The sequence below is a fragment of the Streptomyces sp. NPDC001093 genome (assembly GCF_040298985.1).
In the GTDB taxonomy this organism is placed as follows: domain Bacteria; phylum Actinomycetota; class Actinomycetes; order Streptomycetales; family Streptomycetaceae; genus Streptomyces.
Genome location: NZ_JBEPBF010000022.1, coordinates 1 through 14,120 on the forward strand (window position 1 = coordinate 1; position 14,120 = coordinate 14,120).

General features: G+C 72.3%; 10 protein-coding genes and 1 pseudogene. 4 read left to right on the top strand and 7 right to left on the bottom strand.

What is annotated here, in order from left to right; all coding sequences use genetic code 11:
- The 3 genes and pseudogenes from ABT288_RS13865 to ABT288_RS13875 form a co-directional block, all read right to left on the bottom strand.
- Window positions 1-275: pseudogene (locus tag ABT288_RS13865) on the bottom strand (crotonyl-CoA carboxylase/reductase); the annotation flags it as partial.
- A gap of 457 nt (window positions 276-732) precedes the next feature.
- A complete protein-coding gene (locus ABT288_RS13870) occupies window positions 733-1,551 on the bottom strand; it encodes a TetR family transcriptional regulator (RefSeq protein WP_351606446.1) in 819 nt (272 codons plus the stop codon).
- 172 nt (window positions 1,552-1,723) lie between these two features.
- Complete coding sequence (locus tag ABT288_RS13875; RefSeq protein ID WP_351606447.1) at window positions 1,724-3,529, bottom strand: 3-hydroxyacyl-CoA dehydrogenase family protein; 1,806 nt, start codon at window positions 3,527-3,529, stop codon at window positions 1,724-1,726.
- A 393-nt stretch (window positions 3,530-3,922) separates the two neighbouring features.
- Between ABT288_RS13875 and ABT288_RS13880 the strand changes: the two genes are divergently transcribed.
- Complete coding sequence (locus tag ABT288_RS13880; RefSeq protein ID WP_351606450.1) at window positions 3,923-4,507, top strand: adenylosuccinate lyase; 585 nt, start codon at window positions 3,923-3,925, stop codon at window positions 4,505-4,507.
- Here ABT288_RS13880 and ABT288_RS13885 read toward each other — a convergent pair.
- The 4 genes from ABT288_RS13885 to ABT288_RS13900 all read right to left on the bottom strand — a co-directional run bounded on the left by ABT288_RS13885 (window position 4,479) and on the right by ABT288_RS13900 (window position 8,276).
- A complete protein-coding gene (locus ABT288_RS13885) occupies window positions 4,479-5,009 on the bottom strand; it encodes a GNAT family N-acetyltransferase (RefSeq protein WP_450858911.1) in 531 nt (176 codons plus the stop codon). The genes ABT288_RS13880 and ABT288_RS13885 overlap by 29 nt on opposite strands.
- A 20-nt stretch (window positions 5,010-5,029) precedes the next feature.
- On the bottom strand, window positions 5,030-5,428 hold the full coding sequence (locus ABT288_RS13890) for a RidA family protein (RefSeq protein WP_351606455.1): 399 nt from the start codon (window positions 5,426-5,428) through the stop codon (window positions 5,030-5,032).
- A gap of 72 nt (window positions 5,429-5,500) precedes the next feature.
- Window positions 5,501-7,054 carry an alpha/beta hydrolase gene (locus ABT288_RS13895; protein ID WP_351606457.1) on the bottom strand — a complete coding sequence of 518 codons (1,554 nt, stop codon included), beginning with the start codon at window positions 7,052-7,054 and terminating at the stop codon, window positions 5,501-5,503.
- A 178-nt stretch (window positions 7,055-7,232) separates the two neighbouring features.
- Window positions 7,233-8,276, bottom strand: coding sequence for an Rv2578c family radical SAM protein (locus ABT288_RS13900; RefSeq protein ID WP_351606460.1), 1,044 nt, complete (start codon window positions 8,274-8,276; stop codon window positions 7,233-7,235).
- A gap of 160 nt (window positions 8,277-8,436) precedes the next feature.
- On the opposite strand from ABT288_RS13900, the gene ABT288_RS13905 reads away from it, so the two are divergent.
- The 3 genes from ABT288_RS13905 to ABT288_RS13915 all read left to right on the top strand — a co-directional run bounded on the left by ABT288_RS13905 (window position 8,437) and on the right by ABT288_RS13915 (window position 14,045).
- The gene (locus tag ABT288_RS13905; RefSeq protein WP_153545860.1) at window positions 8,437-8,880 is read left to right on the top strand and encodes an SRPBCC family protein; all 444 of its coding nucleotides are present in this window, start codon (window positions 8,437-8,439) and stop codon (window positions 8,878-8,880) included.
- Window positions 8,881-9,042: 162 nt separating this feature from the next.
- Window positions 9,043-11,427: an MFS transporter gene (locus ABT288_RS13910; RefSeq protein ID WP_351606463.1), complete on the top strand. Its 2,385-nt coding sequence runs from the start codon at window positions 9,043-9,045 to the stop codon at window positions 11,425-11,427.
- A gap of 167 nt (window positions 11,428-11,594) precedes the next feature.
- Entirely contained in the window at window positions 11,595-14,045 is a 2,451-nt protein-coding gene (locus ABT288_RS13915; RefSeq protein ID WP_351606466.1) for an ATP-binding SpoIIE family protein phosphatase, read from the top strand.
- Window positions 14,046-14,120: the final 75 nt, after the last annotated feature.

The following is a 14,120-nucleotide window of genomic DNA, read 5'->3' on the forward strand; positions in this document are numbered from 1 at the left end:
GGCAGGGGCTCGAAGATCGAGGTCCACACCGAGTTGTAGTTGACCGAGGAGGCCATGACGGCCACCAGGGCCTCGCCCGGGCCGAGTTCCGGCACGGGGACGTCGTCGAGGTGGATCGACTTGCGCGGGTCCTTGTCGCGGGTCTGAAGGCCCGCGAACATCTCCGTCTCGTCCTTGTGCACGGTGATCGCGCGGTACGAGTCGGGGAGCGGCAGGGCGGCGAAGTCGGCGGACGTGGCGTCCTTCGACTGGATCGCGTCCAGGATGTCCTTCACGGTCACGGTGTTGCCTCCGGCGGTGAGCGCCCTGAGGGAGGGGCGCTGAGGGTTCGTCGGTGCTGCTGCTTGGGAGTGCTGCTGAGGGTTTTGGGGGAGGTGCCGTCGGTTCGGCCCGGTGGTGCTTCGGCAGCGCTTTGTGGCGCGGGAGGGTGCCTGTGACGCAGGCGTCCGGGCGTGGGGGCCATGGCCCTTGGGGACAGCCGGCGAGCGAACGGTCTCTGCTCGCCGGCCGCCCGGACCCCTTCAACGTATGACACCGCGTGTCAGGTGACAAGGCACTGAGTGCCAGAACTTGAGCTCAGGTGAAATCTTTACGTAACAAATGAGCGATGATCGATCGAACGGCGCTTGAAATCTGCTGGAAAACGGGCCCTGACATGGCAAAACGGCCACCCGGTCGGGTGGCCGTCGTCACAGTGGGGGAGCGAGGCTCGGCGCTCCTTCCGAGCCTCGCTCAGCGCTCTTTCAGCGCCTCCTCGATGGTTCGCATGACCTCGTCCAGCGGGGCGTCGGTGCGGGCGACCGTGACGAGCACCTCGCCGTGCGCGGAGGCCGTCGCCGGGGCGGTGGCGGCCGGCGTGGGGGCCGAGCCGCGTCCGGCGCCGATGCCGGTGCCGAACGTCTTCCGGACGATCGCGAAGGCGTGGTCGAGCTGCGCCTCCACGTCGCCCTGGCCGCCCGCCCGCAGCCAGCGCCTGAGGACGTGGTTGTGGGCGGTGACGACGGCGGAGGCGGCCACCTCGGCCAGCAGCGGGTCGTCGTTGGCGTCGTCGGCGTGCGCGTGCTCGTCGAAGTGGCCCAGGAGATAGCGGGTGAACAGGCGCTCGTACCGGGCCACCGAGGCGATCTCGGCCTCCCTGAGGGTCGGCACCTCGCGGGTGAGCTTGTAGCGGGCGACCGAGATCTCCGGGGCGGCGGCGTACATCCTCATGACTTCCTTGATGCCGCGGCACACCGTGTCGAGCGGGTGCTCGTGCGCGGGGGCGGCGTTCAGGACCGCCTCGGCGCGGATCAGGGTGTCGTCGTGGTCCGGGAAGATCGCCTCTTCCTTGGAGCGGAAGTGGCGGAAGAAGGTGCGGCGGGCGACTCCGGCGGCGGCCGCGATCTCGTCGACGGTGGTCGCCTCGTACCCCTTGGTCGCGAACAGCTCCATCGCTGCGGCCGCCAGTTCTCGGCGCATCTTGAGCCGCTGGGCGGCGGCGCGACTGCCTGCGGCACTTTCCGGCGCGTCGGGCGTAGCTGGTGTACGTGAGGACTTGGCGGGCTGGGACATGACCCGAACGTACTGCATGTGCCCAGTTCGGTGCGCGGGTGAGGGGTTTTCCCCGCCCCGGCGGCCCGCCTCCGCCGGGGAGCCTCCCCCGCCCCAGGAGGGCGGGGGAACGTCCACCGGGCCGAGCAGTCCGCCCCAGTCCGTCTCCGCGTGGGACCAGTCCCCGCCGCCGTCAGCGGCGGGCATACTCGCGGAAGCCGCGGCCGGTCTTGCGGCCGAGGCAGCCCGCGGCCACCAGGTGCTCCAGCAGCGGGGCCGGGGCGAGGCCGGGGTCGCGGAACTCGCGGTGCAGGACCTTCTCGATGGCCAGCGAGACGTCCAGGCCGACCACGTCCAGCAGCTCGAAGGGGCCCATCGGGTAGCCGCCGCCGAGCTTCATCGCCGCGTCGATGTCGTCCAGGGACGCGTAGTGCTCCTCGACCATCTTGATCGCGTTGTTCAGGTACGGGAACAGCAGCGCGTTGACGATGAAGCCGGCACGGTCGCCGCAGTCCACCGCGTGCTTCTTGATCTTGGCGCAGACCTGGCGGACCGTCGCGTGGACGTCGTCGGCGGTCAGCACGGTCCGCACGACCTCGACCAGCTTCATCGCCGGGGCCGGGTTGAAGAAGTGCATGCCGATGACGTCCTGCGGGCGCGAGGTGGCGCGGGCGCAGGCGACGACGGGCAGCGAGGAGGTGGTGGTGGCGAGGACCGCGCCGGGCTTGCAGACCTTGTCCAGCGTGGCGAACAGCTGCCGCTTGATCTCCAGGTCCTCGGCGATCGCCTCGACGGCCAGGTCGACCTCGGCGAAGGCGTCGTAGGACCCGGCCGGGGCGATCCGGTCCAGGATCTGGGCGGCGGCCTCGGCGGTCAGCCGGCCCTTGTCGACAGAGCGCGAAAGCGACTTGCCGATCCGGGCCTTGGCCGCTTGGGCCTTCTCCTCGCTGCGGGCGGCCAGCACGACGTCGTAGCCCGCCTTGGCGAACACCTCGGCGATGCCGGAGGCCATGGTGCCGGAGCCGGCGACGCCGACGGAGCGGACCTCGCGCCCCTGGGCCGTCGCGCCGTCCGCCGCCGGAGTCAGCGCGTCCGGCACGACCGTGGCGCTGCCCGGCGCCTCGTACGTGTAGAAGCCGCGCCCGGACTTGCGGCCGGTCAGGCCCGCCTCGCTGAGCTGCTTCAGGATCGGGGCCGGAGCGTGCAGCCGGTCGCGGGACTCGGCGTACATGGCCTCCAGGACCGTACGCGCGGTGTCGATGCCGATCAGGTCCAGCAGCGCGAGCGGGCCCATCGGCAGGCCGCAGCCGAGCCGCATCGCCGCGTCGATGTCCTCGCGGGAGGCGTAGCTGGCCTCGTACATCGCGGCGGCCTGGTTGAGGTAGCCGAAGAGCAGGCCGTCCGCGACGAAACCGGGGCGGTCGCCGACCGCGACCGGCTCCTTGCCCAGCTCGATCGCGAGATCGGTGACGGCGGCGACGGCGCCCGGCGCGGTCAGCACCGAGGAGACGATCTCGACCAGCTTCATGGCCGGCGCCGGGTTGAAGAAGTGCAGGCCGAGCACGCGCTCGGGGCGGGCCGAGTCGGCGGCGAGGCGGGTGACGGACAGGGCGTTGGTGCCGGTCGCGAGGATCGTCTCCGGGCGGACGACACCGTCCAGCTCGCGGAAGATCTGGTGCTTGGTCTCGTACGACTCCGGGGCCACCTCGATGACGAGGTCGGCCTCGGCGGCCGCCGACAGGTCGGTGGCGGTGCGGACCCGGGCCAGGGCGTCGGCGCGCTCCTGCTCGGTGAGCCGGCCGCGCTCCACGCACTGGGCGGTGCGGGCCTCCAGGGCGGCGACACACCTCGCGGCCTGGGCCTCGCTGATGTCGATGCCGATCACCTCGCGGCCCGCCTTGGCGAGGACCTCGGTGATGCCGGTGCCCATGGTGCCGAGGCCGACGACGGCGATCGTCTTGAGGGGGGACAGGCTTGAGTCGGAAAGGGGAGTGGCCATCGCGGGACTCCAGAAATGAGGGTGACGACGAGGAGCGCGCCGGGTGCGCCGGGAGGGCGCACCGCGGAGCGGAGAGAATTGCGGGTGTTTTCCGGGCTGCGAGCGCACACGCCCGGTGCTGCCGGGTGCCACGGGCGTTGCACACGCCCGCCGACGGCCATCGGCAGGGAATCCGACCGGCCCTGTCCCGGAGCCGGGTCGTACTGCGGTACGTCGTACCGAACCGACAACGCTCACAACGGCTGCGTCACCAAACCGTCGCCAGCGGAAGTGCGAGTGGGTAACTCGCTCGTCTGAGCTTAACCCGCGAGTAACGAGCGCGCCAGAGCTGAGTCCGGGCGGACTTTGTGATGTAGCTCCCTCCGGCCCCGCCACCCGCCTACGCTGGACTTCGTGGACGAAGAGTTGCGATCGCTCACGGAGCGCTTACGGCAGGAGTCGCACGGCTCGGCGGCGTTCGACCGGTTGCTGGCGACCGAGGACCACGACGAACTCGCGGAGGTGCTCACCGCGCCCGGGCAGCCGCTGTGGGCCAGGGAACTGGCCGCGTTCCGGCTCGGCCTCGCCGGCGACCGGCGCGCCTTCGAGTCCCTGGTGCTCCTCCTCAACCACCGCGACGCCCCGCGCTGCGCCTCCGCCGCCCATGCCCTCGCCCGCCTGGGCGACCCCCGCACGGCCCGCGCCGCGGCGGCCCTCGCCACCAACGAACTCCGCGTCGCCTACGCCCTGCACCCGGTGCGGCTGCTGACCGACCTGCGGGCCCCGGAGTCCGTGCCCGCCCTGATCACCACCCTGGAACGCCGGCTGCGGCCGCACGACCCCTACCGCCGCGTCGCCCTCGCCTGCGTGGAGGGCCTCGGCGCCCTCGGTGACCCCCGCGCCCGCCGCGTCCTGAAGGAGGCCCTGGCCCATCCGGCCCTCGCTCAGGCGGCGGTACGGGCGCTGGCCCTCATCCCGCGGCAGAGGGAGGCGAGGTGACGCCCCGCCGACCGGGCAGCTCCCTGACGTACCGCACCTCGGGCACGGACACACCGCCCGCCTCGGACGGCTCCTCGGCGCCGTCCGGCCGGAAACCGGCGCGCTCGTAGAAGCGGCGGGCCGGGGCGTTGCCGCGCACGACCCACAGATACATGCGCGGGTACGACGAGCACCGCTCGACCGCCTCGGCCAGCAAGGCCCGGCCCACGCCCGCGCCGAGGTGTGCGGGATCGACGTAGACGGCGTACAACTCGGCGTCCCGGGTGCGTACTTCACCGTCCCGGTACGGCCCGCACGCCGCCCAGCCGAGAACCTTTCCCTCCTGCTCGGCCACCAGGTTCACCACCGAGCCGTCCCCCTGGGCGAACCAGGCCCGCCGCCGTTCGGCGTCCGCCTCGACGCTGAGCCCGTCCAGGTACGACTGCGGCATCAGCTCCCGATAGGCGTGCTGCCAGCCACGGATGCGGATCTCGGAGACGCGGCCGCAGTCGGCGAGGGCCATCTCCCGGACGTCCACGGAGGTCACCCGGCCACCACCGCGAGCGCCTCGATCTCCATCAGGAACTCCGGGGCCACCAGCGCGGCCACCTGGACCGCGGAGGATGCCGGGAGGCGGTCGTCGGGTATGTGGGCGGCACGGGCCGCGCGGATGGCCGGGAGGTGGGCCGTGTCGGTGACGAAGTAGGTCAGCTTCACCACGTGTTCGAAGCCGGCGCCGGCCGCGGCGAGGCAGCGCCTGAGGTTCTCGAAGACCTGGCGGGCCTGGGCCGCGGGGTCGCCCTCACCGACCAGCTTGCCGTTCTCGTCCAGGGCGAGCTGGCCGGAGACGGCGACGAAGCGGCCGGTCGCCGAGACGACGTGGCTGTACTGGGTCGCGGGGGCCACGCCGTCGGGGGCGGGGATGCGGGTCGGCTCGGTCATGGCTCCATGATGGAGCACGCCGCTGACAACCCCCGACGGGTCCCGGAGCCCTCCTGCCGGCGGACCCCCTTCCTAGCGGCGGAAGCCCAGCAGGCCGTGCAGCGCCGAACCGCGTGCCGACGTCGACGCCGCCTTCGCCGCCAGGGGTTTCGGGTCGGGCGACTTCGCGCAGACGGCGTCGGCGACCCCCTTGCCGCGCGGCACCCTGCCGTCCGTCAGATACGCGGCCAGGTACCTGTCCAGGCAGGCGTTGCCGCTCAGCGTGATGCCGTGGTTGCCGCCGCCCGCCTCGACCACCAGGCTGGACCGGGCGAGCAGCCGGTGCGCCGTGACACCGCCGGCGTACGGCGTGGCCGCGTCGTCCGTCGCCTGGAAGAGAAGCACCGGCGGCAGCGCGGCGTTGGCGATGTTCACCGGCTTGCGCCGCGCGGTCGGCCAGAACGCGCAGGGCGCGTTGTACCAGGTGTTGTTCCAGGCCATGAAGGGCGCCTTGCCGTACACCCGCCAGGTGTCCGCGCGCCACCGGGTCCAGCTGCCGGGCCAGTTGGCGTCACGGCACTGCACCGCCGTGTACACGCTGTAGCCGTTGTCCCCCGAGCCGCCCACGGCACCGAGGTTCTCGTACGCCTCCACCAGCGGCCCGGTGTTCTTGTCGCGCACGTACGCCGCGAACGCCTCGGCCAGGTAGGGCCAGTAACCGTCGTAGTAGCCGCCGGGGATGAAGGTGTCCTCCAGCTCCGAGGCGCCCACCTTGCCGTCGGCCGGCTTCTTCGCCAGGGCCGCCCGCATCGCGTACCACTCGGCCGCGACGTCCTCGGGATTGCTGCCGAGGTGGTACGTGGAGTCGTACCGGGCGATCCAGGCCATCAGCGCGCGATGGCGCTCGTTGAAGGCGTAGTCCTGGCCGAGGTTGTCCTCGTACCAGACGCCGGCCGGGTCGACGACCGAGTCCAGCACCAGGCGCCGGACCCGCTGCGGGTACAGCTTCGCGTAGACCGCGCCGAGGTAGGTGCCGTAGGAGTAGCCGAAGTAGCTGATCCGCGGCGCGCCGAGCGCCCGGCGGACGGAGTCCATGTCGCGCACGGCGCTGACGGTGTCGATGTACGGCAGCACGTCGGCGTACGTGCGCCCGCAGGCGGCGGCGAAGGACCGGGCGCGTGCGAGGTCGGTCCGCTCCAGCGCCGCCGTGGCGGGCACGGTGTCCGGGCGCACCGTCTTGAAGTGGCCCGGGGCGCAGACCAGGGCCGGGCTGCTCCGGCCCACCCCGCGCGGGTCGAAGCCGATGACGTCGTACTGTGCGGCCACGCTCCGGGGCAGTGCCGAGGCGACGAACCCGGCGAGCGTCAGTCCGCTGCCGCCGGGGCCGCCGGGGTTGACCAGCAGCGGTCCCTGGGAGGTCTTCGCGGTGTGCGGGACGCGGGAGAGGGCGAGCGTGATCTGCCGGCCCGACGGGTGCGCGTGGTCCAACGGCACCTTCAGGGAGGCGCACTGGAGCGTCGGATAGTCGCCGGTGGGGCACTTCTTCCAGTTGAGGTGTGGCAACGGGGCGGCCCCCGCGGGGGCGGCGGAGAGCGAGCCCGCCAGCAGGGCGGCGGCTGCGCACAGCACGGCTGCGCGTGTTCTCATGCGTCCTCCCGGGACGGAGGTGTCGGCGGACCGCGAGGGCCACATCTTCCGCCGCATCGTCCCGGAATCGGCGCCCTGAAGAACGCGTTATAGGCATAGTTGACCCGTTTGGGTCGCCCGAAGCCCTCGAACGCCCCGAGTTGGGGGAGACGCCCTCGCACCGGGGTGGGCCATGCCCTCACAGGAGGGTGAGCTGGGTCGGTTCGGTCAGGGCCGGGGGCTCGGCGGGCTGCGCCGGGCGGATCCGGCGGGCCAGGCCCGGGCGGGAGGGGCCGATGCCGAACTCCTCGGCCAGCTCGTGCACCTGACGGGTGATCCGGCGCTGGTACCACTTGGGTGCGTACGCACCCTCCGCGTACAGCCGCTCGTAGCGCCGCACCAGGTGCGGATGGTGCTGCCCGAGCCAGGCCATGAACCACTCCCGCGCGCCGGGCCGCAGATGCAGCACCAGGGGGGTGACGGAGGTGGCCCCGGCCGCCGCGATCGCCCGTACCGTGGCCCGCAGCCGGTCCGGATGGTCGCTCAGGAACGGGATGACCGGCGCCATCAGCACCCCGCAGCCGATGCCGTGCTCGCCCAGCGTGCGCACGACGTCCAGGCGGCGCTCCGGCGCGGGCGTGCCCGGCTCCACCGTGCGCCACAGCTCGGTGTCGAGGAAGCCGACGGAGACCGAGATGCCGATGTCCGTCACCTCGGCCGCCCGGACCAGCAGGTCCAGGTCGCGCAGGATCAGGGTGCCCTTGGTGAGGATCGAGAACGGGTTGGCGTGCTCGGTCAGGGCCGAGATGATGCCCGGCATCAGGCGGTAGCGGCCCTCGGCGCGCTGGTAGCAGTCGACGTTCGTGCCCATCGCCACGTGATCGCCCTGCCAGCGGCGGGAGGCGAGCTGGCGGCGCAGCACCTCGGGCGCGTTCACCTTGACGACGATCTGGGTGTCGAAGCCTATGCCGGTGTCGAGGTCCAGATAACCGTGCGTCTTCCTGGCGAAGCAGTAGACGCACGCGTGCGTGCAGCCCCGGTAGGGGTTCACGGTCCACTCGAACGGCATGCGCGAGGCGCCCGGCACCCGGTTGAGCACCGAGCGCGCCCGGACCTCGTGGAAGGTGATCCCGCGGAACTCGGGCGTGTCGAACGTGCGGGTGATGACGGCGTCCGCGCCGAACAGCGCCGCCTCCGCGGCCCGGCCGTGTTCGCTCTCGCCCGTGAGGTTCTCCCAGCGCATGACGCCTCCTCGGTAGCACTGCGGCACACAATAGAACATCTGTTCCCATGATCGTGCGAGCCCTGGTGAGGATCCTTGACGGCGACCCCGGATTTGGCGGCCGGGCACCGGGGTGGTTGGCTTTCCCCAACCCCGAGAAACACGGTCCTGGAGGAACGCAATGGCGCAGGTCGAGGCCACTACGGAGCGGGTCGTCGCGGCGGACGCGGAGAAGGTGTTCGACGCCCTCGCCGACTACCGCGGCACGCGGCAGAAGCTGCTGCCCGAGCACTTCAGCGAGTACGAGGTCCGCGAGGGCGGCGACGGCGAGGGCACCCTCGTGCACTGGAAGCTCCAGGCCACCAGCAAGCGGGTGCGCGACTGCCTCCTGGAGGTCAGCGAGCCCACCGACGGCGAGCTCGTCGAGAAGGACCGCAACTCCTCCATGGTGACCACCTGGCGCGTCACCCCGGCCGGTGAGGGGAAGTCCCGGGTCGTCGTCACCACCACCTGGAAGGGCGCCGGCGGCATCGGCGGCTTCTTCGAGAAGACCTTCGCGCCCAAGGGCCTCGGCCGGATCTACGACGCCGTGCTCGCCAGGCTCGCCGCCGAGGTCGAGAAGTAGACCCAAACCCCGCACGGTGAAGGCGGGTTGCCTCCCGGCCGCCCCCTTCACCGGTTCGAGTGGATCCCCCTCTCTTCCGGAATGATGCCGTAACCCACCGCAGTTGTTCACAGTTGACGCTCAATGCGGGAAATGTGACAGGTGCGACGAGGGGAGCGGTACGTGGGCGGGACGACTCTGGTGCGGGACGAGCCGCTCACGGCGCCCCCCGGGGCGCCCGAGGTCCCACCGGCCGAGAGCGCCGAACTCGGCGCGCGCCGCGTGCGGTTGGTGTTCTTCGGGCTGATGCTCGCCCTGCTCCTCGCGGCGCTCGACCAGATGATCGTCGCGACCGCGCTGCCGAAGATCGTCGGTGAACTGCACGGCCTGGACCGGATGTCCTGGGCGATCACCGCCTATCTGCTCACCTCCACCATCGGCCTGCCGCTGTACGGCAAGCTCGGCGACCTCGTGGGCCGCAAGGGTGTCTTCCAGTTCGCCATCGCCGTCTTCGTCCTCGGCTCCGCGTTCGCCGGCCGGGCCCAGTCCATGGACCAGCTGATCGCCTTCCGAGCGGTCCAGGGAGTCGGCGCCGGCGGGCTCATGATCGGCGTGCAGGCGATCATCGCCGACATCGTGCCGCCCCGGCAGCGCGGCCGCTACATGGGCCTGATCGGCGCCGCCTTCGGCCTCGCGTCCGTCGCCGGGCCGCTGCTCGGCGGCTACTTCACCGACCACCTGTCCTGGCGCTGGTGCTTCTACGTCAACGTTCCCTTCGGCCTGGTGACCCTCGCCGTCGTCACGGTCGTGCTGAAGCTGCCCAAACCCGCCGGCCGCGGGCGCTTCGACGTCGTCGGCGCGCTGCTGCTCGCCGCCGCCTCCACCTGCCTGGTGCTGCTGACCAGCTGGGGCGGCACCGAGTACGCCTGGGGCTCACGGCAGATCATCGGCCTCGGCGCCGGCGCGCTCGCCGCCGCCGTCCTCTTCCTCGTCGTCGAGCGCTTCGCCGCCGAACCCCTCATCCCGCTCCGGCTGTTCCGCGACTCCGTCTTCGACGTCAGCGGTCTGGTGGGCCTCGTGATCGGTGTCGCCCTGTTCGGCGCCGCCAGCTACCTGCCGACCTTCCTGCAGATGGTCGACGGGGCCAGCGCCACCGGGTCCGGGCTGCTGATGCTGCCCATGATGGCCGGGATCGTGGGCGCCTCCATCATCGGCGGTCAGCTCATCAGCCGCACCGGCCGCTACAAGATCTTCCCCGTGCTCGGCAGCGCCGTCTCCGCGGTCGGCATGTGGCTCCTGTCCCGCCTCGAAGCCGACACGCCCCGGCTGCACTACAGCATCTGGATGGCCGTGCTCGGCGCCGGCATCGGCATGGTGATGCCCGTCCTCGTGCTCGCCGTGCAGAACTCCGTACGGCCCGCCGACCTCGGCACCGCCACCAGCGCCAACAACTACTTCCGGCAGATCGGCGGCAGCGTCGGCGCCGCGGTCTTCGGCACCCTCTTCGCGAACCGGCTCACCGACGCCCTGCGCAGGCAACTGCCGCCGCGCACCGGGACACGGCTGCCCGACCCCGAGTCCATCACCCCGCAGCTCGTCCACGCGCTGCCCCCGGCGCTGCGCGACGCCTACATCCGCGCCTACGCCGAGGCGATGCCCCGGATCTTCCTCTACCTCGTCCCGGTGCTCGTCCTCGGCCTGCTCATCGCCTTCTTCCTCAAGGAGAAACCCCTGGTGTCCCACCACACCGCCGAAACCGAGCCAGAAACCATGAACACGCCGATTCCGCAGGCCCGTTCGCCCTACGCCGCCGGAATCCCCGTCTGCGGCACCGTCCAGCACCCCGACGGCACCGTGGTGCCCCGCGCGGCGCTCACCCTGATCGACGTCGCCGGGCAGCAGATCGGGCGCGGCGCGAGCGGCGAGGACGGACGGTACGCGCTCAGCACGCCGGGCTCGGGCTCGTACGTGCTGATCGCCGCCGCCGGCGGCCACCAGCCGCAGGCCGTCTCCGTCACCGTCGGCGAACGGCCCGTCGAGCTCGACGTCGTCCTCGGCGGCGCCGGACGCCTCGCCGGCAGCGTGCTCACGGCCGACGGCACCCCCGTGCGCGACGCCACCGTCACCCTCACCAACGTGCACGGCGAGGTCGTCGCCACCACCCGCAGCGGCCGCGAGGGCGGCTACGTCATCACCGAACTGGTCGCCGGCGAGTACACCCTCGCCGCCAGCGCCCCCGCCTTCCGCCCGGCCGCGCTCCCGGTCACCGTGCAGGCCTCCCGGGAGACCCGCCAGGACGTCGAACTCGCGGGCGGCGCCGTGCTGCGGGGCACGGTCCGGGCGAGCGGCGGACGGCCCGTGGAGGACGCGCGCGTGACGCTCCTCGACGCCGCCGGGAACGTCGTCGACACCCTCACGACCGGAGCGGACGGAACGTTCCGGTTCGTCGACCTCTCCTCCGGCGAGTACACCGTCATCGCCGCCGGCTACCCGCCGGTCGCCACCGTGCTGCAGGTCGCGGGCGGCGGCCGTACCGAACGGGACCTGCAGCTGGGGCACGAGGACTGACGCGAGCGCGGGGGCGGCGGCGCCCGCGGGGCGCCGAGCTGCGCGGCGGTGCGATCCGGTGAAACCAATTCCAGGATTGCCACACATCGCGACCGGCCGTCGCCGTACCGTAGTGGCGGGCGGCACAGATCGTTTGCGTACAGCCGTGGGGAGAGAGGGCCTGGGCCATGGACCGTGGCAGCGAACGGGACACACCTCCCGGCCGCGGCGTCGGCGACGCGGCGGGCCGGATTCCACTGGCCGTGGTCGTCGTCGACCGCGCCGGCCTGGTGTCCCACTGGAGCAGTGGCGCGCGCCGTCTGTTCGGCGTCGGCCGGGAAGAAGCCGTCGGGCGTGCCGCGGCCGACCTGCTGCCCGTCTCCGGCGCCCTTCCCGAGGACCTGCGCGGCGAGATGACACCGGACGCCTGCCAGGAGTACGACGGGCTCGGCCCCGACCTGGAGGCCTCCCTCGGCGGGCACACCGCCTACGCCACCGCCGGCCGCGCCCGGCTCTTCCCGCACGAGCCGGCCCCCGACGGCGAGCGGCTCGACGTGCTCTGGTGGGCCTATCCGCTGGTCGGCCCCGGTCCGGCCCGGCTGCTGGTGCTCGCCGCCGACGCCACCCGGCTGCGCGACGAGCGCGGCTACGACGACGAGACCGCCGAACGCATCTCGCCCGGCTTCGCCCGCCACACCGAACTGCCCGCCTCCGAGGAACTCGAACGCCGGCTGCCCGAGATCCTGCCCAACATGGGCCCGGGACTGAGCGGCCGTATCGTCTCCCAGGTGCTGGAACTGGGCTATCCGGTCCTGGAGTTCAGCCAGTCCGACCGGGTGCCGGTCACCCCGTACTGGGGCGTGCCCCGCCGCGCGGGACGCACCCGCACCGAGGTCGTCGTACCCCAGCAGCGGGTGACGTCGGTCGTCGTCCCGGCCGGTGCCGAGCAGGAACTGGAGTACGCCGCCGTGCGCGAGCGGCTGGAGTTCCTGAACGAGGTCAGCTCCCGCATCGGCTCCTCCCTCGACCTCGGCGAGACCATCCGCGAGGTCACCAGCGCCGCCGTACCCCGCTTCGCGGACTTCGCCGGCACCCATCTGCGCGCGGCCGTCCTCGCGGGCGAGGGCTTCCCGGACGGGCCGCCGGACGCGCACACCGTGATGTTCCGCGTGTGGGTCGAGCACAACGACGAACCGGGCCGCTGGGACGACACCGTGCCGGTCGGCGAGTCCTTCGCCTTCCCCGAACACACGCCGTTCTACAAGTGCATGGTCACCGGCGAACCGGTGCTCATCCCGCGGGTCACCGAGGAGCTGTCCGAGCGCATCTCCGGCGAGTTCGAGAAGCGCGACCTCAGGCCGCTCATCGGCGGCCGCTCCCTGCTGATCGTCCCGCTCAAGGCGCGCAACGTCGTCCTCGGCTTCATGGTGCTGATGCGCCGCCCCGACCGGCCGGGCTTCGACGACATGGACCGCACCACCGGCGCCGAACTCGCCGCCCGCGCGGGCCTCGTGCTCGACAACGCCCGCATGTACACCTACCAGGAGAACGTCGCCGACACCCTGCAGGACAGCATGCTCCCGCAGGTCAACCCGCGGATGGCCGGCTGTGACGTCGCCACCCGGTATCTGCCGGGCACCCGGCTCGGGCGGATCGGCGGCGACTGGTTCGACACCATCAAACTGCCCGGCTCGCGCACCGCCCTCGTGGTCGGCGACGTGATGGGCCACGGCCTCAACTCGGCGGCGATGATGGGCCAGTTGCGCACCGCCGTGCAGACCATGGCCACCATGGAGACCCCGCCCGCCCAGCTCCTGCGCAACCTCGACGACCTGGCCCGTCGGCTCGGCGACAACTACCTCGCCACCTGTCTGTACGCGGTCTACGACCCGATCCGCGGCGAACTGCACCTGGCCAACGCCGGACACATCCCGCCCGTGCTGGTCCGCGCGGAGGACGGCGGCAGCGAACTCCTCGATCTGCCCACCGGCGCCCCCATCGGCGTCGGCGGCGTACCCTTCGAGGCGACCCGGGTCAAGGTCTCGCCCGGCGACCGGCTGGTGCTGTGCACCGACGGCCTGGTCGAGGTGCGCGGCTCCGACATCGGCGAGGGCCTCGCCGCGCTCTGCGAGTCCGCCGCCCACCCCGCCGCCTCCATGGACGACGCCTGCGACACCATCATCCGCGCCCTGAACACGCGCGGCGGCCGCAAGGACGACGTCGCCCTGCTCATGGCCCGCCTCAACGGCATCCCCGACGACCACGTCGCCGAATGGCGGCTCGACGCCGACCCGCGCGAGGTCGCCCGGGCCCGCCGCCTGGTCCGCGAACGGCTCCTCGCGTGGGGTCTGCCGCAGGCCGTGGAGACCGCCGAGCTGCTGGTCAGCGAGGTCGTCACCAACGCCGTACGGCACGCGGTGAGCGAGCCGGTCGGGCTGCGCGTGGTCCGTACCGACGCCCTGCTGTTCGAGGTCACCGACGACGAACCCGGGCTGCCCGAGATGCTCGCCGCCGAGCCCTACGACGCGTCGGGCCGCGGCCTGCGCGTGGTCAGCCGGCTGGCCCGGGAGTGGGGCGCCAGCGCCAGCGGGCACCGCAAGACGGTCTGGTTCGAACAGGCTCTCACCGGAAGGGGATGACGAAGGGGGCGTGCATGCTGCCGGCGCGCGCCCCCCGCAGGCTGTCCAGGGTCCGTACATCCGGTGAAGGTGGCC